General features: G+C 66.1%; 24 protein-coding genes. 12 read left to right on the forward strand and 12 right to left on the reverse strand.

All coding sequences use genetic code 11. From position 1 onward, the window contains the following. The first annotated feature begins 39 nt into the window (after positions 1-39). Positions 40-1,065 (forward strand): aspartate-semialdehyde dehydrogenase, encoded by a 1,026-nt coding sequence (locus tag G7B69_RS01735; RefSeq protein WP_166175403.1) that lies wholly within the window; start codon positions 40-42, stop codon positions 1,063-1,065. On the opposite strand, the gene G7B69_RS01740 is transcribed toward G7B69_RS01735, so the two are convergent. From G7B69_RS01740 to G7B69_RS01755, 4 genes are read right to left on the reverse strand one after another with little or no spacing between them, the layout of a single operon-like run. Continuing rightward, a complete protein-coding gene (locus G7B69_RS01740; protein ID WP_166175405.1) occupies positions 1,062-2,426 on the reverse strand; it encodes an MFS transporter in 1,365 nt (454 codons plus the stop codon). The two genes, G7B69_RS01735 and G7B69_RS01740, sit on opposite strands and share 4 nt — an antisense overlap. A gap of 57 nt (positions 2,427-2,483) precedes the next feature. Next, the gene (locus G7B69_RS01745; RefSeq protein WP_166175407.1) at positions 2,484-4,058 is read right to left on the reverse strand and encodes a DHA2 family efflux MFS transporter permease subunit; all 1,575 of its coding nucleotides are present in this window, start codon (positions 4,056-4,058) and stop codon (positions 2,484-2,486) included. 2 nt (positions 4,059-4,060) lie between these two features. Next, positions 4,061-5,152: an HlyD family secretion protein gene (locus tag G7B69_RS01750; protein ID WP_166175409.1), complete on the reverse strand. Its 1,092-nt coding sequence runs from the start codon at positions 5,150-5,152 to the stop codon at positions 4,061-4,063. Continuing rightward, positions 5,145-5,588 carry a MarR family winged helix-turn-helix transcriptional regulator gene (locus tag G7B69_RS01755; RefSeq protein WP_166175411.1) on the reverse strand — a complete coding sequence of 148 codons (444 nt, stop codon included), beginning with the start codon at positions 5,586-5,588 and terminating at the stop codon, positions 5,145-5,147. Before G7B69_RS01755 ends, G7B69_RS01750 begins: the two co-directional genes overlap by 8 nt. A 94-nt stretch (positions 5,589-5,682) precedes the next feature. Between G7B69_RS01755 and G7B69_RS01760 the strand changes: the two genes are divergently transcribed. Both G7B69_RS01760 and G7B69_RS01765 read left to right on the forward strand, forming a co-directional pair. After that, complete coding sequence (locus G7B69_RS01760) at positions 5,683-6,126, forward strand: GFA family protein (protein WP_166175413.1); 444 nt, start codon at positions 5,683-5,685, stop codon at positions 6,124-6,126. Further along, entirely contained in the window at positions 6,123-6,875 is a 753-nt protein-coding gene (locus G7B69_RS01765; RefSeq protein WP_166175415.1) for an alpha/beta fold hydrolase, read from the forward strand. The genes G7B69_RS01760 and G7B69_RS01765 overlap by 4 nt, the downstream gene beginning before the upstream one ends. Here G7B69_RS01765 and G7B69_RS01770 read toward each other — a convergent pair. The 6 genes from G7B69_RS01770 to rpsF all read right to left on the reverse strand — a co-directional run bounded on the left by G7B69_RS01770 (position 6,872) and on the right by rpsF (position 11,911). Next, a complete protein-coding gene (locus G7B69_RS01770; protein WP_166175417.1) occupies positions 6,872-7,762 on the reverse strand; it encodes a TauD/TfdA dioxygenase family protein in 891 nt (296 codons plus the stop codon). The genes G7B69_RS01765 and G7B69_RS01770 overlap by 4 nt on opposite strands. Continuing rightward, entirely contained in the window at positions 7,759-9,102 is a 1,344-nt protein-coding gene (locus G7B69_RS01775; RefSeq protein WP_166175419.1) for an MFS transporter, read from the reverse strand. The genes G7B69_RS01770 and G7B69_RS01775 overlap by 4 nt, the downstream gene beginning before the upstream one ends. Positions 9,103-9,154: 52 nt before the next feature. Next, positions 9,155-10,591, reverse strand: a complete 1,437-nt coding sequence (locus G7B69_RS01780) for an AMP nucleosidase (RefSeq protein WP_166175421.1) — start codon at positions 10,589-10,591, stop codon at positions 9,155-9,157. 105 nt (positions 10,592-10,696) lie between these two features. Then, positions 10,697-11,314 (reverse strand): 50S ribosomal protein L9, encoded by a 618-nt coding sequence (rplI, locus tag G7B69_RS01785; RefSeq protein WP_166175423.1) that lies wholly within the window; start codon positions 11,312-11,314, stop codon positions 10,697-10,699. Positions 11,315-11,324: 10 nt separating this feature from the next. Continuing rightward, on the reverse strand, positions 11,325-11,549 hold the full coding sequence (gene rpsR / locus G7B69_RS01790) for a 30S ribosomal protein S18 (protein WP_166175426.1): 225 nt from the start codon (positions 11,547-11,549) through the stop codon (positions 11,325-11,327). Next, positions 11,549-11,911, reverse strand: a complete 363-nt coding sequence (rpsF, locus tag G7B69_RS01795; protein ID WP_166175428.1) for a 30S ribosomal protein S6 — start codon at positions 11,909-11,911, stop codon at positions 11,549-11,551. The genes rpsR and rpsF overlap by 1 nt, the downstream gene beginning before the upstream one ends. Before the next feature lie 205 nt (positions 11,912-12,116). On the opposite strand from rpsF, the gene G7B69_RS01800 reads away from it, so the two are divergent. Together G7B69_RS01800 and G7B69_RS01805 are read left to right on the forward strand one after the other, a co-directional pair. Next, positions 12,117-12,617: a DUF3237 family protein gene (locus tag G7B69_RS01800; RefSeq protein WP_166175430.1), complete on the forward strand. Its 501-nt coding sequence runs from the start codon at positions 12,117-12,119 to the stop codon at positions 12,615-12,617. 201 nt (positions 12,618-12,818) lie between these two features. Further along, positions 12,819-13,454: a response regulator transcription factor gene (locus G7B69_RS01805; protein WP_166175432.1), complete on the forward strand. Its 636-nt coding sequence runs from the start codon at positions 12,819-12,821 to the stop codon at positions 13,452-13,454. 7 nt (positions 13,455-13,461) lie between these two features. On the opposite strand, the gene G7B69_RS01810 is transcribed toward G7B69_RS01805, so the two are convergent. Further along, positions 13,462-14,880 (reverse strand): glutamate ligase domain-containing protein, encoded by a 1,419-nt coding sequence (locus G7B69_RS01810; RefSeq protein WP_207785920.1) that lies wholly within the window; start codon positions 14,878-14,880, stop codon positions 13,462-13,464. A gap of 53 nt (positions 14,881-14,933) precedes the next feature. On the opposite strand from G7B69_RS01810, the gene G7B69_RS01815 reads away from it, so the two are divergent. From G7B69_RS01815 to dnaN, 4 genes are all read left to right on the forward strand, one after another. Then, on the forward strand, positions 14,934-15,758 hold the full coding sequence (locus G7B69_RS01815) for an LD-carboxypeptidase (protein WP_166175434.1): 825 nt from the start codon (positions 14,934-14,936) through the stop codon (positions 15,756-15,758). Positions 15,759-15,783: 25 nt separating this feature from the next. Continuing rightward, positions 15,784-16,719 carry an ACP S-malonyltransferase gene (fabD, locus tag G7B69_RS01820; RefSeq protein WP_166175436.1) on the forward strand — a complete coding sequence of 312 codons (936 nt, stop codon included), beginning with the start codon at positions 15,784-15,786 and terminating at the stop codon, positions 16,717-16,719. A gap of 2 nt (positions 16,720-16,721) precedes the next feature. Beyond that, complete coding sequence (gene fabG, locus G7B69_RS01825; protein WP_166175438.1) at positions 16,722-17,483, forward strand: 3-oxoacyl-[acyl-carrier-protein] reductase; 762 nt, start codon at positions 16,722-16,724, stop codon at positions 17,481-17,483. Positions 17,484-17,633: 150 nt separating this feature from the next. Continuing rightward, complete coding sequence (gene dnaN, locus G7B69_RS01830) at positions 17,634-18,761, forward strand: DNA polymerase III subunit beta (protein ID WP_166175440.1); 1,128 nt, start codon at positions 17,634-17,636, stop codon at positions 18,759-18,761. On the opposite strand, the gene G7B69_RS01835 is transcribed toward dnaN, so the two are convergent. Beyond that, complete coding sequence (locus tag G7B69_RS01835; protein WP_166175442.1) at positions 18,758-20,074, reverse strand: FAD-dependent oxidoreductase; 1,317 nt, start codon at positions 20,072-20,074, stop codon at positions 18,758-18,760. The genes dnaN and G7B69_RS01835 overlap by 4 nt on opposite strands. Positions 20,075-20,263: 189 nt before the next feature. Between G7B69_RS01835 and G7B69_RS01840 the strand changes: the two genes are divergently transcribed. The 3 genes from G7B69_RS01840 to G7B69_RS01850 form a co-directional block, all read left to right on the forward strand. Continuing rightward, positions 20,264-22,918 (forward strand): EAL domain-containing protein, encoded by a 2,655-nt coding sequence (locus G7B69_RS01840; RefSeq protein WP_243414985.1) that lies wholly within the window; start codon positions 20,264-20,266, stop codon positions 22,916-22,918. Positions 22,919-23,032: 114 nt separating this feature from the next. Further along, positions 23,033-25,258: an EAL domain-containing protein gene (locus tag G7B69_RS01845; RefSeq protein ID WP_243414986.1), complete on the forward strand. Its 2,226-nt coding sequence runs from the start codon at positions 23,033-23,035 to the stop codon at positions 25,256-25,258. Positions 25,259-25,305: 47 nt separating this feature from the next. Then, positions 25,306-25,954 (forward strand): GTP-binding protein (locus tag G7B69_RS01850; RefSeq protein ID WP_166175446.1); only part of this gene is annotated, 649 nt, incomplete at its 3' end.

A 25,954-nucleotide genomic window follows, 5' to 3' on the forward strand; every position in this document is an offset into this window, starting at 1 on the left:
CGGTAGGGCCGCGGACAGTCTGGCCTAGCGGAGTGTGTGATGGGTTACCGGGTAGCGGTTGTCGGAGCGACGGGGAATGTCGGGCGCGAAATGCTCGCGACCCTGGCCGAACGCGAGTTCCCGCTCGACGAAGTCGTGGCGGTGGCGAGCTCGCGCTCGACCGGGACCGAAGTCGAGTTCGGCGAGTCCGGCAAGACGCTCAAGTGCAAGAACCTCGAGCATTTCGACTTCACCGGCTTCGATATCGCGCTGTTCTCGGCCGGCTCGGGCCCGTCGAAGGAATTCGCGCCCAAGGCCGCCGCGGCCGGCTGCGTGGTGATCGATAACTCGTCGCTCTACCGCATGGACCCCGACGTGCCGCTGGTGGTGCCCGAGGTGAACCCGGAGGCGATCGACGGTTACGCAAAGCGCAACATCATCGCCAATCCCAACTGCTCGACCGCGCAGATGGTCGTGGCGCTCAAGCCGCTGCATGACGCTGCGACGATCAAGCGCGTGGTGGTGAGCACTTACCAGTCGGTCTCCGGCGCCGGGAAAGCCGGGATGGACGAGCTGTTCGAGCAGAGCCGGGCGATCTTCGTCGGCGATGCCGTCGGCGTGAACAAGTTCACCAAGCAGATCGCCTTCAACGTGATCCCGCACATCGACGTTTTCATGGACGACGGTTCCACCAAGGAAGAGTGGAAGATGGTGGTCGAGACCAAGAAGATCCTCGACCCGAAGATCAAGGTCAACGCCACCTGCGTGCGCGTGCCGGTGTTCGTCGGCCATTCGGAGTCGATCAACATCGAGTTCGAGAAGGAACTCTCGGCCGAGCAGGCGATGGAAATCCTCCGCGAGGCGCCCGGCGTCATGCTGATCGACAAGCGCGAGGATGGCGGTTACGTCACCCCGATCGAGTGCGTCGGCGACGGTGCGACCTTCATCAGCCGCGTGCGCGAGGACCCGACGGTCGACAGCGGCCTGTCGCTGTGGTGCGTCTCCGACAACCTGCTCAAGGGCGCCGCCCTCAACGCCGTGCAGATCGCCGAGTTATTGGGCAGGCGGCACCTGAAGAAGGGTTAGGCCGGCACGTCCGCCTTCAAGCGGTGCCCGTCGGGCAGCGCCAGCAGGATCAGCGCGCCAGCCAGCGTGAACGCCGCCAACACCAGGAAAGCGGCGGTGTTGCTCCCACCGTTGGCATCGCGCACGCGGCCGATGATGTCGGGCCCGAACTGCCCGCCGAGATTGCCGACCGAATTGATCCACGCGATCCCTGCCGCAGCCGCCGTGCCGCCCAGTATCGACGTCGGCAAGGACCAGAAGGTCACCACCCAGCAGCCGTTGCCGACCGTAATGAGCGTCAGCCCCACGAGCGACAGCACCGGCGAATGCCCGACCGCCGCGAGCAGCAGCAGGCCCGCCAGCGCCACGAACAGCCCGAGCGCCGAGTGCCAGCGGCGCTCTCCGGTCTTGTCCGAATGGTGCGCCCAGGTGACTTGCGCGACGATCATGAAGCCCCACGGGATCATGCTGACGAGGCCGACCCGCAAGTAGTCGGTCGACGGGATGCCGAGTTCCTGGACGATGGTCGGCATCCAGAAGTTGACCCCATAGAAGCACACGAGCCCGCAGAAGTAGACGGTCGCGAAGCCCGAAATGCGCGGGTCGACGAACACGACCGCGGCGCGCAGAGTTGCCGAGACCTGTTTGGCCGCTTCATCGCGCGCCAGCCGCGCGCTGACGATCGCGCGTTCCTTGTCGCTGAGCCAGCGGGCCGTTTGCGGACGGTCCGGCAGCACTGCGAGAAATACTACCGCCAGGATGAGCGCCGGCATCGCCTCGAGCAGGAACAACCATTGCCACCCGCGCATCCCGAAAGCGCCGCCGGCGAACTGCATGATCGCGCCTGAAATCGGGGACCCGATCAGGTTGGAGACCGCGATCCCGCTCATGAACAGGGCGATCATCCGGGCACGGTATTCGCTGGGAAACCAGAAGGTGAAGTAGAGGATCACGCCGGGATAGAACCCGGCCTCGGCAGCACCGAGCAGGAAGCGCAGAACGTAGAAGGTGAATTGCGCATCACTTGACCCGAAGGCGCCGGCGATCGGCCCCCAGCGCATCGTGCCGACGAACACGAACGCTGCGGAGACGAGCCCCCAGGTGAGCATGATACGCGCCATCCAAAGGCGTGCGCCGACCTTGTTAAGGGCCAGGTTGCTGGGCACCTCGAGCAGGAAATAGCCGATGAAGAAGATACCGGCGCCGAACCCGTAGACCGCATCGCTGAAATGGAGATCTAAGGCCATCTGCAGCTTGGCGAAGCCCACATTGACCCGGTCGAGAAACGCCGCGACGTAACCGGCGAAAAGCAACGGTATCAGCCGCCAGGCAATCCTGGCGAACGTCGCCTGCTCGAAAGCTGGGTCTTCGCCCCCGTCCATTCGTTATCCCCCGGGGCAGGGGCTGACACTTCGGTAGCAACGAGTCAATCGGAGCGCTCAGCGGCGCGAGTGGATGGTATTCTTGCGCATGAAGAAAACGAGCGGCACGGACAGCATGCTGAGCCACATCATCAGGTAAAAGTCGTCGATGTAGGCCACCATCGCCGCCTGGCGGGTGACCTCCAGATTGACCATCGCTGTCGCAGCGTCGCCATAGCCGGCGAACTGGCTGATCGACGAAAGGTCGAACATCGAGCTGACGGCGGGGGTGATATGCTCGGCAAGGGCGCTGTGGACTTTCTGGGTGTTGCGCGCGAGCAGCGTCATCGCCACCGAAATGCCCACGGAAGAGCCGATGTTGCGCGTGAGGTTGAGCAGGCTCGACCCGTCGGTACGCAAGTCCGGCGGCAGCGTGGCAAAGGCGGTTGCGTTCAGCGGGATGAACACCAGGCCGATGCCAAGGCCCTGGACCAGGCCCGACATGGTGATGCTGTATTGATCCACGGCGAGCGACCAGTGGGCCATCCAACTCATCGACCACGCGCCGATAAGGAAGCCGATCGCCACGATCCAGCGCGCGTCCGCGCCCTTGCGCATCAGGTAGCTCGATAGCTGCATGCTGATGAGAATGCCGACGCCGCGCGGCATGAGGATCATCCCGGTGCCGATCACGTCGTAGCCGAGCAATTGCTGGAGCATCAGCGGCAGCAGCGCCATGGTGCCGAACATCACCACGCCGATGACGATCATGAACAGCAAGGCGATGGCGAAATTGACGTCGGCGAACAGCGCGCGATGGAACAGCGGGCTTTTCGCCGTTGCGAGGTGGATGGCGGCGATCCATGTGCTTGAAATCGCCGTCGCGAGGTAGATCCAGGTTTCCGCGGAGCTGAACCAGTCGGCCTCGTTGCCGCGGTCGAGAAACAGCTGCAGGGAGCTCAGCGCCAGCGCGATCATGGCGAATCCGAACAAGTCGAAGCGTCGCCTACGGATCTCGCGCTTGGGCATCTGCGCCAGCAGGATCGTCAGCGCGGCGACGCCGACAGGCAGGTTCACGTAGAACACCCAGCGCCAGTTCCAGTTCTCGGTCAGCCAGCCACCGATCAGTGGGCCGAGAATCGGACCGATCATGATCCCCAGGCCCCACACCGCGATGATTTGCGGCTGCCGGCTCGGCCGAGTGGTGTCGAGCATCGCCGTCTGGCTGAGCGGAGCGATGAACGCGCCGGAAATGCCCTGGAACGCGCGGAAAAGCACCATTTCGCTGAGATTCTGCGCGATGCCGCACAGGGCCGAAGCGATGATGAACCCGCTGACCGCGCCGATGAACAGCGTGCGCATGCCGATGCGATCGGCGAGCCAGCCGGTGATCGGCATCGCCACTGCGGAGGCGACGATGTAGCTCGTCAGCACCCAGCTGATCGTGTCCGGCGTCGCCCCGAGCGAGGCCTGCATGTGCGGCACCGCGACGTTAGCGATCGTTGTGTCGAGCACCTGCAGCAGCGAGGCGGCCATGACCCCGACCATGAACAGCCAGCGGTTGGGGACCTGAAGGAGGGCGACGTCTTCGAGCTCGGCAGGCGCGCCGCGGCGGGAGTCCCGCCGCCCCGCCGCCGGTGCGGCGGTCGCCATCGTTAGTGCCTCTTGCCGTCGGTGTAGACGGTCACGCTGGTCGTGAGCCCGGCGATCAGCTTGCGGTCCGGCTTGGAATCGATCGCGATGCGCACTGGCACGCGCTGGGTAACCTTGACCCAGTTGCCGGTGGCGTTCTGCGCCGGCAGGACCGAGAACTCGGAGCCGGTGCCGGCGCCGATCGCCGCGACGTGGCCCTTGATGTCCATGCCCGGATAGGCGTCGAATTCGATCTTGGCCGGTTGCCCGACGCGCATCTCGCTGAGCTGCGTCTCCTTGTAGTTCGCCTCGACGTAGGCGCCTTGCACGCCCACCAGCGTGAGCATCGGGACGTTTTGCACGACGAGCTGGCCGGGAAGCAGGCGTTCGGCGCCGGCGACCTCGCCGGCCATCGGCGCACGGACCTCGGTCCGGCTCAGGTTCAGCCGCGCGGCCTCGGCCTGGGCCTTGGCGGCGGCGATCTGGGGGTTCTCTCCGGGTACGGCGGCCCCGTGGGCCAGCCTTGCCCGCGCTTCGGCGGCGTTGGCCTGCGCGGCCGTGAGCTCGGCCTGGCCTTGCTCGACGGCGTGGCGCGCCGCGTCATAGGCGGCCTTGGTGGTGAAGCCTTGCTTCCACAGCTGCTGCTGGCGCTCGAAATTGCTCTGCGCGAAAGCGATGTCCTCGCGCGCCTTGGCGATGTCCGCGCCCGACAAGTCGGCGCTGTTCGCCAGAGCGGTGACGTTGGCCTGAGCGGCGGCGATCGCCGCCGTCGCCTGGTCGAGCTGGATCTGGAACGGCTGGGGATCGATCCGGTAGAGCAGGTCGCCCGCCTTCACGTGGTCGCCGTTCTTGACGTAGACGCCGAGGATCTTGCCGCCGACCTCGGCGCTGATGGAGACCTTGTCCTGCTTGACGTAGGCATCGTCGGTCGAGACCTTTCCCTGCAGGCCAAGCCAGTAGACGACGCCGCCGATCAGGATCGCCACCGGAACCACGAGCATCAGGGCCAGCCTGCCCCACCGGCGGCGCGGCGCGGCGTCGCCGATGGTCCCCGGCTCGCCGGGCTCGCGCACGGTTGCCGGTGCCTCGACAATCTGCGGGTCGGCGTCAGCCATTTGAAATCCTTGCCATTTCACGCCGCTCGGAGAGATTGGTGCCGACGGTCTTGAGCAAGCGGGCAAATTCTTCCCGCTCCTCGGGAGTCAGGCCGCAAAGCATGTCGTCAACCAGCGCATCGACCCTGAGCTGCAGTTTCGCAACGATTTTTTGGCTCTTCGCGGTCAGGTGCAGCTGCCACGCGCGGCGGTCCGAGGGATCCCTACGACGCTCGACCATGCCGGCTTCCTCGAGCCGGTCGACCATCCGGCAAAGGGTGATCGGCTCGACCTCGAGCTGCTCGGCATAGAATCCCTGGTTCTCGCCCGGGCGGCGGTTGAGGATCAGCAGCAGCCGCGCCTGCGGGCCGGTCACGCCGATCTCGCGCACCTGCTGGTCGAACGCCCAGCGGGCAAGCCGCGAGTTGTCGGCAAGAAGATAGCCAATGTGAATCATGCGAGCCCGCATATAATAAGCCCGCTTAATGAATCAATAAATCTTGCGGTGGCACATGGTCGAGGCGAAGAACGGCCCGGAAGGAGAAACGCGAATGGCCAATGCCATGACCGGTGGCTGCCAGTGCGGCCGCGTCCGTTACCGGGTCGAGGCGTCGGACGCCGAGGCCTACTTATGTCACTGCCGGATGTGTCAGCGCGCAACGGGGGGCTTCGCGGCGAGCTTCGTCCATGTCCCCGCCGAGGCGGTGACCTGGGAACGTGAGCCCGACTGGTACGCCAGCTCACCGATTGCCCGGCGGCCGTTCTGCTCTGCTTGCGGCACGCCGCTGGGATTTCGCTTCAACGACGGTACCGGTATCGACCTGACCTTCGGCAGCTTCGACGATCCGTCCGGCTTCGTCCCCAAGACGCACGCCGGTGCGGAAAGCCTGCACGAAGCGTGGATCGACACCAGCACCTTGCCGCGCCAGCGCACCGAAGAGACCGAGAGCGTGGTCAGCCGCTGGCACGCCGCGGGGCGCGAGGTGCCTGAGTGAACCCGATCACGACCGAACGTTTCGCCGGCTTCGACGGGAGCGAACTGGCGCTCCACCGTGTCGGCCAGGGCCGACCGGTTGTATTGTTGCACGGGCTCTTCTCCGACGCGCAGACCAACTGGATCCGCTTCGGCCATGCGCAGCGGCTGGCGGAGGCCGGGTTCGAGGCGATCATGCCCGACTTGCGCGCCCACGGGCAGAGCGCGGCGCCGCACGACCCCGCCGCGTACCCCGAGGATGTGCTGGTCAAGGATGCGCAGGCGCTGATCCGGCACCTCGACTTGCAGGACTACGATCTCGGCGGGTTCTCGCTCGGTGCGCGGACGGCGGTGCGCTGCGTGCTGCAGGGCCTTTCGCCGCGGCGGCTGGCGCTTGCGGGAATGGGCCTCGAAGGACTTGCCGGCTGGTCCCGCCGTTCCGCCTTTTTCCTCGACGCGATCGATCGGTTCGACACGGTGAAACACGGCGACCCGGCGTTCATGGCGGTCGCTTTCATGAAGACCCAGAAGGTCGACCGCGTGGCCGCGCGGCTGCTGCTGCAATCGGTCGACGACACCGAACCGGGTGACTTAGCCGGGGTGACGATCCCGACGCTGGTCGTGTGCGGCGACAGGGACCGCGACAACGGCTCGCCGGAGGCGCTCGCTGCGGCGCTGCCGGACGCGCGTTTCGAACAGATTCCGGGCACCCACATGAGCTCGGTCACCGAGCCTGCTCTGGGCGAGGCGATCGCGAGGTTTCTCGCCTAGAAAGGCCTGTCGCCGTTCACCGTCACGCGATGCATCACCCGGCGGTGTCCGCTGTAGTCGTTGAGCGCATAATGCAGCGTGCAGCGGTTATCCCAGAAGGCGACGTCCCCCTTTTCCCAGCGCCAGCGGCAGGTGAACGGCTCGCGCGTGCACTGGTCCATGAGGAAATCGATCAGCGGCGCGCTCTCCTCTTCCGTCATGTCCTTGAAGCGCGGCGTGAAGGCGCCACTGACGTAGAGGCATTTGCGGCCGGTTTCCGGATGGGTGCGGATCAACGGATGCTCGGTTTCATAGTGGGCGGTGGCGTTGGGCGCGGACTTGACCGATGAATCCTTGCTCCAGTCCTGCGACAGGGCGCCGTAGATCTTCGCCGGCGTGTGGATCATCGTCATTCCGTCGAGCATGGCGCGCATGCCGGAAGAGAGCGTCTCGAACGCGAGGTAGCAATTCGACCACAGCGTGTCGCCGCCCACCTCGGGCACCTCCAGCGCGTAGAGGATCGAGCCGAGCGGCGGTTCGGAAAGGTAGGTTACGTCGCCGTGCCAGGCTCCGCCGAAATTGCGCTCGTCGTCCGGCTCCTTCCTGACCTCGATGATGTCCGGATAGGCGTCCAACCCCTTCACCTGGTCGTGCTGGTTGAGCGTTCCGAAGCGGCGGGCGAAGGCGAGCTGCTGTTCCGGCGAGAAGTCCTGCCCGCGAAAGAAGATCACCAGGTGATCGAGCAGCGCCTGGCGGATTTCGGCGATGGTCGCGTCATCGAGGTCCTGCGAGAGGTCGGCGCCCTCGATAATGGCGCCTAGCGAGGCCGAGTAGCGCTTCACTCGGATGCGCTCGAAATTCTCACTGTGGGCCTGGGGGCTGATCTTTGGGCCAGCGAGAACAGTCATGCGGGTTGCTCCTGCTTGCGGGCCGGCCGGACCTGCCGATCGATGATGAAGGCGGCGGCGAATACCAGCATCGCGATGACGGTCAGAACGCCGAAATACCACGCGGAGCCCATGTTGAGCAGGGTGCCGCCGTAATAGACCATGGCGATCGAGAACAGCCGTCCCGAGGTGATCACGAAGCCGATCCCGCCTGAGCGGCAACTCGTCGGGTAGCCCTGCGCCATGACCACGTAGAACACGGTTATCATCATGCTCACCAGCCCGACGGCGAGACCTTCGAGCAGGATGATGAACATCCGTTCGTCGGCGCTCGGGGCGGCGCCGATGTTCTCCACCATCCAGCCAAGCGCGAGGATGTTCGCCAGGATCAGTGCCGCGCCCACCATCGTTACGGCCCGCGAGCCGAAGGTGCGGGTTGTGAGGCCGGCGGACAGCCCGCCGACGATCGACAGGATTCCCTGCCAGACGCCGGCCTGTTGCGCTTGGGCCAAGGTAAAGCCGGCCGAAGTCAGCAGCACCGTCGTCCAGTTGAGCAGGCCGTAGACCAGGGTCGTGGTGGCCGAAAAACTGATCACCATGCCGATGTTGAGCTTGCGGTTGCTGGGATGGAAGATGCCTATGCTTTCGCCCGTTCCATCTTCGTTGGCGCCGACGGTTTCGGGCAGCAGCTCGATAGCGGGGTCAATCACCTTGGCGGCGCTCCGGCGTGCGGCCTCGGCCTTGCCCTTGGCGAGCAGGAATGGTGGCGGCTCGCGCAGCAGCGCGAATGCCAGGGTCCCCAGCACGATCGAAGCGGAGCCGAACGCGATAAAGGCGCCCCGCCAGCCGTAGTTTGGCAGCAGGTACGGCATCACCGCCGCGCTGACCGAGATGCCTACCGGGATTCCGATGGAAACCAGGGAGACGGTATGAGCCCGCCATCGGTCGGGGACCCAATCGCTGACCAGCGCCAGGGCGTTGGGATAGGCGGCGCCGAATCCCAATCCGCCGAGCGCACGCACGGCCGACATCTGCCAGACGTCGTGAGTGAACGAGGCCGAGATCGTCGCCGCGCCGAAGATCAGACAGGCCAGGAACAACGTTCTCAGCCGCCCGATCCGATCGCCGAGCATACCGCCGAGGATTGACCCGAAGCCCATGCCGAACAGCGAGGCGGCGAGAGCTGGGCCGAATGCCGCCCGGTCGATGCCCCATTCCTCGAGGATCGGGGGCGTGACCAAGGGCAGGGATTGCAGGTCAACGCCGTCGAAAACGAGCAGCAGCAGCGCGAATAGGGCTACCGTGACCTGGAACGGCCGCAGAGGAGCGCGGGCGATCGCCGCGCTGAACGTCATCGGCATGGACAGTCTCTCCCTTGCGGCCGATCATGTCAGCCAGAAGGGCGGGCGTCCACTACCTGAAGGGGGGCTCGTTGAACGCGCGCAGCTTGCGGCTGTGCAGGCGCGGGCCTGCGGCGCGCAGGCGCTCGCACGCGCTGATGCCGATCTGCAGGTGCGCGGCGATCGCCTGTTCGTAGAACAGGTTGGCCTGCCCCGGCAGCTTGATCTCGCCGTGGAGCGGCTTGTCCGACACGCACAGCAGGGTGCCGTAGGGCACGCGGAAGCGATAGCCTTGCGCGGCGACGGTGGCGCTCTCCATTTCGATCGCCACCGCGCGGCTCTGCGACAGGCGGCGGGCGGTGTGCGAGTAGCGCAGTTCCCAGTTGCGGTCGTCGGTGGTGACGACGGTGCCCGTGCGCATCCGCGCCTTGAGGTCGGCGCCCTGCGCGCCCGCGACGCTTTCGGCGGCGGCCGCAAGGGCTTGCTGGACTTCCGCGATGGCCGGGAGGGGGATTTCGGGCGGCAGGACGTCGTCGAGTACGTGATCGTCGCGCAAGTAGGCGTGGGCGAGAACGAAGTCGCCGATCTTCTGGCTCGGCCTGAGACCGCCGCAGTGACCGATCATCAGCCATGCCTCGGGCCTGAGCACCGCGAGGTGGTCGGTGATCGTCTTGGCGTTCGACGGCCCAACGCCGATGTTGACCAGCGTGATGCCCATGCGGTTGTCGGCCATCAGGTGGTAGGCCGGCATCTGGTGACGCCGCCAGGTCGTCTCGCTGAGCTGCGCCTTGGCGTTGCGGGCGGTCTTCCTCAGGTCGAGCCCGCCGGCGCCGGTGAGCGCGCTGTAGGTTCCCTTGCCGACCTGCTCGCCGGCCCAGTCGACGAATTCGTCGATGTAGCGGTGATAGTTGGTCAGCAGCACGAAGCGCTGGAAATCCTGCGGGTCGGTGCCGGTGTAGTGGGCGAGACGGGCGAGGCTGAAGTCGGTCCGCAGGGCATCGAACAGCGACAGCGGCATCGCCTCGCCGGGGTCGCCGAGCTCGATGCAATCGGCCAGCTCGTCGCCAATCAGCGCCAGTTCGGTTGTCGGGAAATAGCGGGCGATCTCGTTCGGGCTGACTCCCGCCATCTCCGCTCCGTGGCGCCCTTCGAGCACGTAAGGGAAGGGGATTTCCTGCCGGCTGCGGCCGATCTCGATGGCAACGTCGAAATCCTCGATCAGCAGGTCGAGCTGCTCGGCGAGATAATCGGCGAACAGCTCCGGGCGGGTGATGGTGGTGGAATAGGTTCCGGGCTGGTGCAGCCGGCCGAACGAGCGCGTGCGGTCGCTCGGTGGCGGGCCTCCGCCATAGCGCACGCGTAGCTCGGGGTAGCAGTAGCTTCCGTCCGAGCGGCGCTCGGGCGGCGGCGGTGTGCCGGTGCGGACATATTCGCCGATGTCGGTGCGCAGGCGCTCGACCGCGGCCTCGTAGACAGCGGCTAGTTCGGTGATGACGGTAGTAGAATCCATGACAACCGTTAGCCCCGTGGTCGCGTCATTTCAAAGACCAAACAGGAAAAAGGGGCGCGGTCCACATTGGACCGCGCCCCTGCTTGTTCGTTGGGACCGAAACGATCAGGCCTCGGTCGAGGCCTCGGGATCGGCCGGGTTCTCGAGCATGTCGGCGGGAATTTCGCCGGGCTCGAGGGTCGGGTCAATCGGTTCGACGAAGCCTTCGCCCTCGGCGCGGTCTTCTTCGAAGGCTTGCGCCATCACGTCGACGCCCTGGCGCTGAAGTTCGGCTTCGTCGTCCGAACGGGCGACGTTGGCCTTCACCGTCACGCGCACCTCGGGGTGCAGCGCGATGGTCACTTCGTGCACGCCGAGCGCCTTGATCGGGCTGCCCATGACGACCTGGCGCTTGTCGACCTTGTGACCCTGCTCTTCGAGAGCCTGGGCGATGTCGCGCACGTTGACCGAGCCGTAGAGCTGGCCGGAGTTCGACGACGCGCGGATCAGCACGACCTCGGCTCCATCGAGCTTCTTGCCTTCGGTCTCGGCTTCGCCGCGGCGTTCGGCATTCTCTTTTTCCAGCCGCTCGCGATTGGCTTCGAACACCTGGCGGTTCGCGTCGTTGGCGCGGAGCGCCTTTTTCTGCGGCAGCAGGAAGTTGCGCGCGTAGCCGTCCTTGACGGACACGACGTCGCCGATGCCGCCGAGGTTCTCGACACGTTCGAGGAGGATAATTTGCATGATGTCCTCCTTACTTCACGATGTACGGCAGAAGGCCGAGATGACGGGCGCGTTTGATCGCCTTGGCCAGCTCGCGCTGCTTCTTGGCCGAAACTGCGGTGATGCGGCTGGGGACGATCTTGCCACGCTCGGACATGAAGCCCTGCAGCAGGCGCACGTCCTTGTAGTCGATGACCGGCGCATCCTTGGCCGAGAACGGGCAGGACTTGCGGCGGCGGAAGAAAGGACGGGCCATCAGTCTTCTCCCCGCTCGCGACGGCGAGTGCGCTCGCGGTCGTTCTTGCGCATCATCACGGAAGGTCCACCTTCGTGCTCGTCGACACCGACGGTGATCCAGCGGATGATGTCTTCGTTGATCCGGTTCTGCCGCTCGAGCTCGGCAACAACCGCGCCAGGGCCTTCGATGTTCAGCAGAACAAAGTGCGCCTTGCGGTTGCGGTCGATCTTGAAGGCGAGATTCTTGAGGCCCCAGGTCTCGGTCTTGGTGACCTTGCCCTGGCCGGCTTCGACGATCTCGGTGGCGGCGGCGGCCAGGGCGTCTACCTGAGCTTGGCTCAGATCCTGGCGCGCGAGAAAAACATGCTCGTACAGCGGCATGCGCGCGTTCCTTTCACTTCCATGCCGATCGCTGGCTGATCCCGCACCTGCGGGGGCCCCTCCGGCTTTCTTGGGTTCCCCGGCCGGCTCGCCGATCGGGAACGCGGGCACATACAGGGTTCGCCGGTGATTGCAAGCACGCGGCGGCATTGACGCTTGCCAGGGAGCGCTACACCATCGCAACCATAAACAGGGGAGGGATTCGATGCGCACAACGATGATCGTGGCTGCGGCCGCTCTGCTGGCCATGCCCGCGGCGGCCCAGCAGAAGGCCGACGAGCCGGGACTGGAATTCGTTTTCCAGGAGACGGTCGCCCTCGGCAAGGCGGTCGAAGTGGGCAAGACCGCGCGGGGGCAGCGGCGGATCATCCCGATCACCGGCGGCCATTTCGAGGGGCCGCAGATCAAGGGCGAGGTGATGCCCGGCGGCTGGGACTGGCAGCTGACCCGTGTCGACGGCTGCACCGATGTGAAGGCCGACTACTTCCTCAAGACCGACGACGGGGTGGTGATCAACGTCGTCAACACCGGCGAGATCTGCCCGGGTGAGAAGGGCGCGCCCGCCCCGGTGCGCACCCATCCGGTGTTCGAACCGCCGCTCGGGAAATACGAATACCTGGGGCGGCAGGCGTTCGTCGGCACGCTCGGCATGGCGCCTGCGAGCGCGGGTCCCGCGGTGCTGATCCGGTTTTACCGCGTGAAGTAGCGGGAGGCGACCTAACCGACCGTTTCACGCGCCGGACCTAACTTTCGAAGGTAGGCGTGACGACTTTTGGGAGCCGCCACCACTGTATTTTGCCATATGGAAAGATACCGATACGACCTAGGTGAAAAAGCAGGTGAATCTCCTTAGTCTCGAATGAGTTGATCGGCACGGGATGGTGCCGGCCCAAACCAGGAGTCGTCCATGGCCAGTCACCGGCATATTCACGTCATCGATCCCGATTTTCGCCGCCGCGCGCGAATCACTTACGAGTTGGCGCATCGCAATCTGCACGCGGAAATCTACGAAGACCTCGAGGAGTTCGCCTCGCGGCTTCCGGAGGGAGGGGCGATCTTCGTTGCGGATGAACCGGGGCGGTGCTGTGCCGGCGACGTGCAGGCAATGCTCGATGCGCGGGGCCGTGCGGTTCCGGTGGCGGCCTATTCGGCCGAACCGTCGCCGCAGCGGATCGTCGATGCGATGCTTGGCGGAGCGCTCGATTACTCGCGCTGGCCCTTCGATCCGGCGCTGCTCGAAACCGCGTTGGTGCGGCTGGCGGAGGAGGGCGAGCGCCGGGCACAGCTTGCGCGGCGCGGGGCCTCGGCCAAAGCCGCCATCGAGCACCTCAGCATGCGCGAGCACGAAGTGCTCGAACTTATGATCGAGGGCGATTCCAACAGGGAAATCGGGCGCCGGCTCGGGATCAGCCCGCGCGCGGTCGAAATCCACCGCGGCAACATGATGCGCAAGCTCAACGCCCGTTCGCCTTCCGACGCAGTGCGTCTGGCGATGTACGCGGGCCTCGACGCGGTTAGGGAAGACGAGCGCCTGGCCGCCTGAGCGCGCCTCAGGGGAGGCGCGCGAGCAGACCCCGGGCAAACTCCGTCAGCGTGTCGTCGCGCGCGCCCATTACGGCGACGCGATCGCCCGGGCGGGCGATCTCGACGATCCTCTGGCCGCAGGCCTCGCGGGTCGGAATGTACTCGGCATGCCCGCCAGCTTCCGCGATCAGCTGGACGATGCGCTCGCTGCCTTCGCTACGGTCGACGGTACCGCCAAAGTAGACCGGATCGCACATCAACGTGAGGTCCTCCGGCCCAAGCTCCTCGGCGAAGGTCCGCGCCAGCTCATGGCCCATCTGCCGCAAGGGTCCGTAACCGTGCGGCTGGAAGAAGGCGATCACCCGGCCGGGGTGCGCCTTGAGGGTGCGCAAGGTTGCGCGGCATTTCTCGGGATTGTGGCCGAAGTCGTCGATCACCGTCACGCCGCCCGGGCTGGTGCCGATCACGTCGAAGCGCCGGGCGAGGCCCTTGAACGTCGTCAGCGCGAGGCAGGCGTCGTGGACCGAAACCCCTGCGGCGACGGCACCCGCGACGGCCGCCAGCGCGTTCGACAGGTTGTGCCGGCCCGGCATCGCCAACACCAGCGGATGGATCGTATCGTCCCGACGGTCGATCAGGACCGCCTGGATGCCGCTCGCTGTGTCCTCGATTGTGTCGGCGGTAACGCCCAGCGTAGCTTCGGGATTGTCGATCCCGAAAGTGATCACGTCGCCGGCATGCGCGGCGATCAGGCGCGCTTCGTCGTCGTCGGCATTGGCGGCCACTCGCTCCGCGGTAAGCACGAACCCGGAGAACAACGCGCGCAGCTCCTCCATGCTCTTGTGGTCGAGGCTGACGTTGAGCAGTACCGCGACCTGGGGACGGTAGAGCGCGATCGAGCCGTCGCTCTCGTCGACTTCGGAAACGAACACATCGCCTTTGCCGACCTTGGCGCTGGCGAATGGCGTGTCGGGCGAGACGAAGTTCTTCATCACCGCGCCGTTCATGATTGTCGGGTCGCGCCCCACATCCTGCATGATCCACCCGAGCATCCCGGTGACGGTCGACTTGCCGCTGGTCCCGCCGACAGCGATGCCGCACGCTGAGGCGTTGAATAGCGTGGCGAGCAATTCTGCGCGGGTCATCCGCGGGCAACCGAGCTCTTTCGCGCGGACCACTTCGGGCACGGTGTCCTCGATCGCGGCGGAGGCGACCAGCGTCTGTTCGGCCGAAATGATGCCGCTGCCGTCCTGCGGGAAAAGCGTGAAGCCCTGGCGTTCGAGCGAGGCGAATTTCTCGGGCGTGCGCCTCTGGTCGCGGCTGCGGTCGGAGCCCGCGACTTCGGCGCCGAGGCCCTTGAGGATCGTCGCCAGCGGCAGCATTCCCGAACCGCCGATACCGCAGAAGAACCAGGGATGGACGGTGAGGTCGGCAGCGTCGGGCATGGCTGGCAGGTATGCAGTTGTCGCCTGTAACACAAGGCAGCTAGAAGCAGGCGATGACCCGCATCGCCATCTGTGCCCCAGGCACCCCCATCACGAGCGAGGATGCGGCGCGCGTGGAAGCATTGGCGAAAGCGGAGTTCCCTGAGCTCCAGCTCGATTTTCATCCGCAATGCTTTGCCGACGGCGGCCATTTCGCCGGGCCTGACGAGATGCGGCTCGGCGCATTGCTCGCCTGCGCCAACTCGGCGGCGGACGTCGTCTGGTTTGCCAAGGGCGGGTACGGCTCGAACCGGATCGTCGCCCAGGCTGTCGAGGCGCTATCGGGCCGCTCGGCGCAGCAGCAGTGGTTCGGCTACTCAGACTGCGGTTATCTCCTCGCGGCGGCGCACCGCGAGGGCTTCGCGCGGGCAGTGCACGGGCCGATGCCGGTGGATGTCCGGCGCGAAGGCGGCACCGACGCCATCCGCCGCGCGCTCGGCTGGTTCGCCGGAGCGCGCGCAGGTCTCGAGCCCGACCTTGGCGGGCAACCGGCGGTGGCGTTCAACCTGATCACGCTGGCGATGCTGTGCGGGACACGGTTCCTGCCCGATCTCACCGGCTACGCCGTCCTGGTCGAGGAAGTCGCCGAGCATCTCTATGCGGTGGACCGGCTGTTCTTCCACGTCACCGAACATCTGCGCGGGATTGCCGGCTTGCGCCTGGGCCGATTGAGCGCGGTGCCCGACAACGACCGGCCCTTTGGGAGCGACTCGGAGGCGATCGCCCGCGACTGGTGCGAGCGCACGGGCATTCCCTATCTCGGCCTTGCCGACATCGGCCATGACGCCGCGAACAAGATCGTGCCGTTCGGCCTTGCGGCGGACTTCGCCCGCTCCTAACCGCGCTCGCAACAGGAGAGACGCGATGAGAGCCTTCATCTTCCCCGGCCAGGGCAGTCAGAAAGTCGGCATGGGCGCCGAGCTGGCCGCGGCCAGCGCCGCGGCGCGCGAGGTCTTCCAGGAAGTCGACGACGCGCTCGGGCAGAAGCTGTCGGCGATCATGGGAGAAGGTCCCGAGGACACGCTCATGCTGACCGAGAACGCGCAACCGGCGATCATGGCGAACGCCATCGCAGTCTTGCGCGTGCTCGAGAGGGAAGGCGGCATTTCGCTGGCCGACAAGGGCGATTGCGTGGCCGGCCACAGCCTCGGGGAGTATACCGCGCTGTGTGCTGTCGGCGCCTTCACGTTGGCCGACACCGCGCGGCTCCTGAGGCTGCGCGGATTGGCCATGCAGGCAGCGGTGCCAGTCGGCGAGGGCGCCATGTGCGCCTTGCTTGGCGCCGACATCGACAAGGCCACCGCGCTCGCCGAGGCAGCGGCCCAGGACGAGGTCTGCGAAGTCGCCAACGACAACGATCCCGGCCAGGTCGTGCTTTCCGGCGCCAAAGGTGCGATCGAGCGCGCCGTGGCGATGGCCAAGGATCTCGGCATCAAGCGCGGCGTGCTTCTCCCCGTCTCCGCGCCGTTCCACTGCTCGCTGATGAAGCCGGCGGCCGACGCGATGGATGAAGCGCTGAAACGGGTTCCCCCGCAGCCCTTCCGTCTGCCGCTTTATGCCAATGTCACCGCCGCTTCGTGCACCGATCCCGAGGCCGAGCGCCTGCTGCTCGTGCAGCAAGTCACCGGGCGCGTCCGCTGGCGCGAGAGCGTGCTGGCGATGAAGGCCGCCGGGGTCGACCGTTTCGTCGAGCTCGGCGGCAAGGTTCTCGGCCCGATGGTCTCGCGTACCGTCGAAGATGTAACCGTCACCAGCGTGGTGACCATGGCCGACATCGAAGCGCTGGCGAAGGAGCTGTGAGCATGTTCGATCTTACCGGAATGACCGCCCTCGTCACCGGAGCCAGCGGCGGGATCGGCTCGTCGATTGCGCGATGCCTGGCTGCGCAGGGGGCGCGGCTGGCGTTGTCGGGGTCGAATTCGAGCAAGCTGCGCTCGTTTCGCGAGGAGCTGAACGACGAGTACCGGCACCCGAACGGCACGCACGTGGACATCACCTGCGACCTGTCGAACGCCACCCAGGTCGAGGAGCTGGTGCCCGCCGCGCTCGACACGTTCGGGCAGCTCGACATCCTCGTCAACAACGCCGGGATCACCCGCGACAACCTGGCGATGCGGATGAAGGACGAGGAGTGGGACGCGGTGATCCGCATCAACCTCGAAGCCGCGTTTCGCCTGATGCGCGCCGCCTCGCGGCCGATGATGAAGGCGCGCTTCGGGCGTATTGTCACCATCACCAGCGTCGTCGGCGCGACCGGCAATCCGGGGCAGATGAACTACGCGGCGGCCAAGGCCGGGCTGGTCGGCATGACCAAGAGCTTCGCGCAGGAAGTCGCCAGCCGCGGGATCACCGCCAATTGCGTCGCACCCGGCTTCATCCGCACCGCAATGACCGAAGTGCTGCCCGACGCGCAGAAGGAGGCGCTCAACGCGCGCATTCCGATCGGCCGGATGGGCGAGGGCGGGGACATCGGCGCGGCCGTGGTCTATCTCGCCAGCAAGGAGGCGGGCTACGTCACAGGCCAGACGCTGCACGTCAACGGCGGCATGGCGATGTTCGCCTGAGAGCGCGTTTATCCCCAGCGCTTCGCCATTCATCCTTGCCGCATCCGCCCCTAGCGCTAAGGGTATTGGCGACATTTTCCGGCGCTTGAGGGCGATTCCGGCCTTTCCCGGTCACTCCCGGGGGCGCGCAAGGGGGAACGAGAAGGACCGATGAAGGCCACCATCGAACGCGCCAAGCTGCTTCGCTGCCTGTCTCACGTGCAGTCGGTGGTCGAACGGCGCAACACGATCCCGATCCTGTCGAACGTGCTGATCGAGGCTTCGGTCGACGGGCTGGTCAAGATCATGGCCACCGACCTCGACTTGCAGGTGATCGAGAGCCTTGACGCCGCCTCGGTCGAGACCGCCGGGGCGATTACCGTCTCGGCGCACTTGCTCTTCGACATCGCCCGCAAGCTCCCCGACGGCAGCCAGGTCAGCCTCGAGACCGCCGACAACCGGATGACCGTCAAGGCGGGGCGCAGTCGCTTCTCGCTGCCGACGCTGCCGCGCGACGATTTTCCCGTCATCGTCGAGGGCGACTTGCCGACCAGCTTCGAAATCCCGGCCAAGACGCTGGCCGAGCTGATCGACCGCACCCGCTTCGCGATCTCGACCGAAGAGACGCGCTATTACCTCAACGGCATCTTCCTGCACGTGTCGGAGGAGGACAAGCCGGTGCTCAAGGCGGCGGCGACCGACGGCCACCGGCTCGCGCGCTTCACCATTCCACGCCCCGACGGCGCCGAGGGCATGCCCGACGTAATCGTGCCGCGCAAAGCGGTGGCGGAGCTGCGCAAGCTGCTCGAGGAAGCGCTCGACGGCAATGTCGAGGTCGACCTCTCGGCGAGCAAGATCCGCTTCACGCTCGGCGGCGAAGGCGGGATGGTCCTCACCAGCAAACTGATTGACGGTACCTTCCCCGATTATTCGCGCGTTATTCCAACGGGTAACGACAAGCTCTTGAAACTCGATCCGAAGAGTTTCTACGAGGGCGTCGACCGCGTCGCGACGATCGCAACCGAGCGCACCCGCGCGGTCAAGATGGCGCTTGATGCCGACAAGGTGACGCTGTCGGTGACCAGCCCCGACAATGGCACCGCGGCCGAGGAAGTCTCCGCCGACTACCGCTCCGAACCGTTCGAGATCGGCTTCAACGCCAACTACCTCAAGGACATTCTCGGCCAGATCGACGGCGACACAGTGGAGCTGCACCTCGCCGACGCCGGCGCGCCGACGCTGATCCGTCAGGACGAAAAGAGCCCCGCGCTCTACGTATTGATGCCGATGCGGGTCTAACCCCGCGCCCTGATCATCGCTTCGATATCGACGAACTTCTCGCGCGGCGCGCCTTCGCGGGCGGCGCGTTCCTCGGCTTCCTCGATCTTCTTCCAGTCGCGGAATGTCACCACATCGAGCCCGCGTGCCTCGGCCAGCGCGTCGAAACCCGGACGGCCATGGCGCGCGGCACCACCGAGCGCTCCGCTCTCGATGTCCTCGCGGATGAGCTTGACCACGCCGAACCCGTCGGGCTTGTTGGTGCCGATCGTGCCCGACGGGCCGCGGCGGGCCCAGCCGACGGCGTAGAGGCCAGGGAGGATGCGCCCGTCGTCGTTGGCGAAGCGCCCCTGCCGCTCGTCGAAGGGCACGTCGGGGATCGGCGTCGTGCGATAGCCGATGCAACTCACCACCAGGCTGGCGGGAATGCTGTAGCGCTCGCCGGTGCCGCTCGCTCGTCCGGCGACGACTTCGGTGCGCTCGACCTCGATCGACTCGACCTTGCCGTCTCCGCTCAGTGCCATCGGTTGGGCGAAGAAATCGAACTCGATGGCGATGCGCTTCTCGGCGCGGATATGCTCGGGCATGGCGGCAAAGCCGCGGATCAGGGTGACGGACTTGCGCAGGCCCGGTTCGAGGATCGCGTCCTCGGCTTCGTCCGGCAAGTCGCGCGGATCGACATGCGGCGCGGCGCGCTCGAGCTCGCCCAGTTCGCCCAGTTCCTTGGGCGTCATCATGATCTGGTGCGGTCCGCGCCGGCCGAGGATCACGATCCGCTCGATCTTCGAGGCCATCAGGGCGTCGAGCGCATGGGCGACGATATCGCTTCCGGCGAACTCATTCTGTGTCTTGGCGAGGATCCGCGCCACGTCGAGCGCGACGTTGCCCATGCCGATCACCACCGCGGTCTTGCCCGACAGGTCGGGGTCGAGCTCGGCGAATTCCGGATGGCCGTTGTACCAGCCGACGAAGGCCGCGCTGCCGAACACGTTGCCGAGCTCCGCCCCGGGAATGTCGAGCGGCCGGTCCTTGGGCGCGCCGGTCGCCAGGACCACGGCGTCGTACAGCTCCTGCAGCTCGGGGATCGTCACGTCCCTGCCTACGGTGACGTTGCCGACGAAGCGCACGTTGTCGCTCAGCGCCGTCTTCTCGTATCGCCGCGAGACTGCCTTGATCGACTGGTGATCGGGCGCCACGCCGGTGCGAATCAGCCCATAGGGAACCGGCAGCAGGTCGAAGATGTCGACCCGCACGTCATCGCCGAATTCCTTCTGCGCGGCCTCGGCGGTGTAGTAGCCTGCCGGGCCGGACCCGACGATCGCAATGTGGCGCATGCAACGATCTCCCGGGAGCGATGCTTAAGCCGGGGATTCGCCGCCGCAAGAGAGCGATTGCCGGGATTGGGCAAAACTTGCCGGGTTAACTGATTTTCAAAGGCATAGCGTCATAGTCGCCCGATGCTTGGTGCGCGACCAGCGGCTCGTCCGATCGGCGAACCTGAAGGCGTGGGCGAACGAAGCCCCGTGCGAGAGGGCGCAGCCGCGCCCGGCGCGACGGCAAGGGAGGAAACCCAGGCCGACCGGCGCCGGCATATCGCCCGCCGCGATCCCTCCGAAGACCGCCTCTCGCTGTCGGGCGTGGAGGCGACCGGCATGTCCGGCATGCTGCCGCGCGCGTCGCGTTACCTCGCCGCAGTCATTCCCGGCGCGGTCGCGTTCAATGCAGCCATGACGAGGACATCGCCTCCGCCCGCGGCTGTGGCTTGTTTCCTTCTCTCGTTCGCCGGCTTCTGCGCGCTTCCGCTTGCCCGACGGATGGAAGCCAGGCCCGGCGGCGGCATGTTCCGCAAGGCCGGGCTGGCGCTGACGGTGCTTGTCCCGCTGCTGCTGTTCGCCGAAGGCGCCGTCGCCTGGAACCGCTCGGGCGTGTTGCCCATGCCGGCGCTCATCTGCATGCTGATCGGTGTCGGCGCCGTGGCCGGCGCGCACTTGCGGCGCCAGGCGGGGCTCATCGTCGGCGGGCAGATCGCCTTGTGGCTACCCATGAGCGGCATGACCACGCCGCCTTTCGCCGTGACGCTCCTGCTTCTCGGTCTTGCTGCCGTGCTCATCGCCACTCGCGAGCAGCGCAAGCTCGATAGCGCCGACCTGCAGCGCCGTCTGGCCCGCGACCGCGCGCAAACCCGCGCCCGCGACATTCTCGCCGATTACGAGGAGACCGGGCAGGGCTGGTTCTGGGAGACCGACCGCCGCTCGCAGTTGACTTACGTTTCCACGCCGGTGGCCGCGCTGCTCGGCCTCGATCACGAGGCGTTGATCGGGCGGCCGCTTACCGAGCTGTTCGACCTCGGCGAGGCCCAGGAAGGCGAACGCAGCTTGCTGTTTCACCTGAGCGCCCGTTCGGCCTTTCACGAGCTTCCGGTCAAGGCGGCCAGCGGCGAGGAGCGCTGGTGGTCGGTCAGCGGGCGGCCGATCTACGACCAGTTCGACAATTTCGTCGGCTTCCGCGGATCGGGCAACGACCTCACCGAGAAGCGCCGCAGCCAGGAGAAAGTCTCGCGGCTGGCCAATTACGATTCGCTCACCGGCCTCGCCAACCGCCTACAGATGTCGCAGTTGCTCGAGAAGATCCTCTCCGCTCCGCAAGAGATGAATCGTAGCTGCGCGGTCATGCTGATCGACCTCGACCGCTTCAAGCACGTCAACGACACTCGCGGTCACCCGGTCGGCGATGCGCTCTTGCGACAGGTCGCGCAACGCCTCGAACGCACCGTCAGCCAGGCTGGGCGCGTCGGCCGTCTCGGCGGCGACGAATTCAAGGTCATCGTTCCCAATCGGACCGAGCGCTCGCGGCTGGCCGACATGGCGAAGGACATCATCCATTCGCTGTCGCAGCCCTATTCGGTCGACGGGCAAAGCATCGTCATCGGAGCATCGATCGGCATCGCTGTTTCGCCCGATGACGGCACCGACAGCGACGACCTGATCCGCAACGCCGATCTTGCGCTCTACGCGGCCAAGGATGCCGGCCGCGGCCGCCACCATTTCTATGCCGAGGACCTCCATGCAGCGGCGCATGCGCGCGCCGAGGTGGAGAAGGACCTGCGCGGCGCCATCGCCAACGGAGACTTGCAGCTGTTCTACCAGCCGGTCGTGGCGACCGCGAGCGAGCAGATCGTCGGTTTCGAGGCGCTTCTGCGCTGGAAACATTCGACGCAAGGCTGGATCTCGCCCGACAAGTTCGTCGGCATCGCCGAAGATAGCGGCATGATCGCGCAGATCGGCGAATGGGCGCTGCGCACGGCCTGCCACGATCTCGCCAAATGGCCGGAGGACGTCCGCTGCGCGGTCAATGTCTCGCCGCTGCAATTCGCCAACAAGGAGCTGCCGACGGTCGTCACCAACGCGATCGCCCAGGCCGGCATCCGGCCATCGCGTCTGGAGCTGGAAATCACCGAAAGCGTGTTCCTGAACGACGACGACGGGACCGACGCCATGTTTGCCGCGCTCAAGCGCATCGGCGTGCGCCTGGCGCTCGACGACTTCGGTACCGGCTATTCCTCGCTCGGCTATCTGAAGAAGGCGCCGTTCGACAAGATCAAGATCGACCAGAGCTTCGTGCGCGGCACGACCCAGCCAGGCAGCCGCAACGGCGCGATCATCGCCTCGATCACCAGCCTGGCGCACGCCCTTGGCATGGATACCACCGCCGAAGGAGTCGAGACGCTCGACGAGCTCGACCTCGTGCGCATGCACGGCTGCAGCCATGTCCAGGGCTTCATCTACGAACGGCCGCTCGATGCCTCGGCGGCGCTGGAACGGCTCAAGACCGGCCTCGCCGCGGTGGCCAAGGGCCCGCGCTCGGCGCGCGCTCCGCGCCAGACGATGCTACGCAAGGTGCTGCTCGACCACAACGGGCAGTTCTACAACGGCACGATCCGCAACATCTCGAGCACGGGGGCGCTGGTCGAAGGGCTGTGGAACGTGCCCGTGGGCACTATCTTCAAGATCCAGCTTTCCGACAACCATGTGGCTGTAGCGACCACGCGGTGGTGTGCGCAGGACCGTCTGGGGCTGGAATTCGCACGTCCGCTGCCGCGCGACGCAAGCGGCCGGATCGAGGCGGTGCAGGATGGCCCACCGCCGGCGCGACGGCCGCTGATCCAGAAGGCTGGATAGCTGGTCGGCAGCCTGCCGTGCTTAGAGGATTGTTAAGCGCGAAGGTCTAGAAATACGTTTTATCACTTGGGCTTGCGTCGGAAACGAGAAGCGGGAGTCAAACGCGGACACTAGATGGCGATGCGCGGCATCTTGCAAGGATTGGGGACCAAGCCGGGTCCGGGCGGACGCGCGTCTCGCGCCGGCGACGACATCCTGTCGCCGATCGCCATGGACGATTCCCATCGCCGGCTACAATTGCTAGACGAGTTCGAGGCGGGCGGGATCGCGTGGTTCTGGGCCACCGATGACCAGAACCGCCTGATCTACCTGTCGCCGAGCGCCGCCGAGTTGTTCGGCCTTAGCCACCAGGACCTGATCGGGCGGGCGCTCGCGTCGCTGTTCATTCTCGAGCAGGACGTCAACGACGAGGCCGCCGAGCGGCCCTTGCCGTTCCTCCTGAGCGCGCGCACCAAGTTCGCCAACCTGACCGTTCGGCTCGCCAGCGAAGGCGACCCGAGGTGGTGGACTATCAGCGGCAAGCCCTACCAGGATCCCGAGGGAGCGTTCCTCGGTTATCGCGGCGGCGCCAAGGACATCACCGCCGACTACGAACGCAATCGCGACACCTCGCGTGCCGCCCAGTTTGATGCTCTGACCGGCCTTGCCAATCGTAACCGCATGAGCAAGCGGCTGACCGCCCTCCTCACCGCCTACCGTTCGGCCAAACGCAGTTGCGCCTTGATGATGCTCGACCTCGACCGCTTCAAGCAGGTCAACGACACGCTCGGACATCCGGCGGGCGACGAGTTGCTCAAGCAGGTCGCACAGCGGCTCGAACGGATCGTCGGAACTAAGGGCGAGATCGGGCGCCTGGGCGGCGACGAGTTCCAGATCATCCTCCCCGACATCGACGACCGTGGCGAGCTTGGCGAGCTGGCCCACCGGATCATCCAGATGATCTCGCAGCCTTATTCGCTTGACGGCAGCCGGGCGATCATCGGCACTTCGGTCGGCATGGCGATCGCACCCTACGACGGCATCGAGCCGGCCGACCTGATCAAGAGCGCCGACCTCGCGCTCTACGCGGCCAAGGGTGGCGGGCGCGGTCAGTATCGGTTCTATTCGAACGACCTCAAGGACAGCGCGCAGAAGCGGCGCGAGGTCGAGGAAGACTTGCGCGACGCGCTCACCCGCGGCGAGCTGCAGATGCATTACCAGCCGGTCGTGCGGGCAACCGACAACACGGTTGTCGGTTTCGAGGCGCTAATGCGCTGGGAACATCCCGAGCGCGGGGCGATCAGCCCGGCGGTGTTCATTCCCATCGCCGAGGAATCGAACCTCATCAACTCGCTCGGCGAGTGGGCGCTGCGGCAGGCCTGCGCCGACGCCGCGCAATGGCCCGGCGAGCTGCGGGTAGCAGTCAACGTGTCGGCGCACCAGTTCAATTCGGAAAACCTGCCGACCGTCGTAACCAACGCGCTCGCCTCGACGGGCCTCAAGGCGCGCCAGCTCGAGCTCGAGATCACCGAGAGTGTGTTCATGGGCGACAAGGCCGCCGTCGACACGATGTTCGCGCGGCTCAAGAAGATCGGCGTCAAGCTTTCGCTCGACGATTTCGGGACCGGCTATTCGTCGCTCGGCTACTTGCGCCGCGCGCCGTTCGACAAGATCAAGATCGACCAGGGGTTCGTGCGCGGCTGCACCGAGAGCGACAATTCGAACTCGGCGATCATCGCCGCGATCGTCAGCCTGGCCGAGGCGCTCGAGATGGAGACCACCGCCGAAGGCGTCGAGGCGATGGACGAGCTGGCCCTGGTGCGCCTGCGCCGTGCGACCAACGTGCAGGGCTTCATCTACTCGCGCGCCGTGCCGCAGGCACAAGTGCTCGAAAAGCTCGGCGACGGCGATTTCGTCTACCAGCCGTCGGGCCCGCCCAAGCAGCGCTCGCAGCGGCGCACGGTGTTCCGCAGGATCGGCGTGATTCACGAGGACGCGCGTTACGAAGCGGTCATGCGCAACCTGTCGAAGACCGGCGCGATGATCGAGGGGCTGCTCGACGTGCCGGTGGGCACCGATCTGGTGCTGGACCTCAGCGAGGGGCAGCTCGCGGTCGGCACTGTACGCCGTTCGCAAGACGCCACGCAGGGTATCGAGTTCGAAACGCCGCTGATCAGCGACGGCGCCGACGGCCTGTGCACCCGCCACCGCATCTCACCTTACGCGCTCGCCGCCGCCGGGATGCCCTTGAAGGCGCTGCCCTCGGGCCAGTACGCCCTGATCCAGAACGCCTCCGGCGGCGGTTCGCGCCCCCGGTTCATGCAGGTCGACGTGCAGATGGGCGCCAGCCGCGCGGCCTAGAGAACAGCCGGGCTGACAGGGCGGGGCAGTGCGGCTAAGGGCGCGGCATGACCGACTTGGCGCGCATTCGCAACTTTTCCATCATTGCTCATATCGACCATGGCAAGTCGACGCTGGCCGACCGGCTGATCCAGGCCACCGGCGGCCTCACCGCGCGCGAGATGAGCGAGCAAGTGCTTGATAACATGGACATCGAGCGCGAACGAGGCATCACCATAAAAGCGCAGACGGTGAGGTTGGAGTACAAGGCATCGGACGGAGAGACGTACGAGCTGAATTTGATGGATACGCCGGGGCATGTGGATTTTGCGTATGAGGTGTCCAGGTCATTAGCCGCCTGCGAAGGCGCGCTCCTCGTCGTCGACGCCGCGCAGGGGGTCGAGGCCCAGACCCTCGCCAACGTCTACCAGTCGATCGAGCACGACCACGAGATCGTCCCCGTCATCAACAAGATCGACCTCCCCGCCGCCGAGCCCGAGAAGGTCCGCCGCGAGATCGAGGACATCATCGGCATCGACGCCTCCGAAGCCGTGCTCACCTCCGCCAAGTCCGGCATCGGCATCGACGAAGTGCTCGAGGCCATCGTCAAAAAGATCCCGCCCCCCAAAGGCGACCGCGCCGCCCCCCTCCGCGCCCTGCTGGTCGACTCCTGGTACGACCCCTACCTCGGCGTCGTCATCCTCGTCCGCGTCCTCG

Source organism: Croceibacterium segetis, assembly GCF_011320115.1.
Classification (GTDB): domain Bacteria; phylum Pseudomonadota; class Alphaproteobacteria; order Sphingomonadales; family Sphingomonadaceae; genus Croceibacterium_B; species Croceibacterium_B segetis.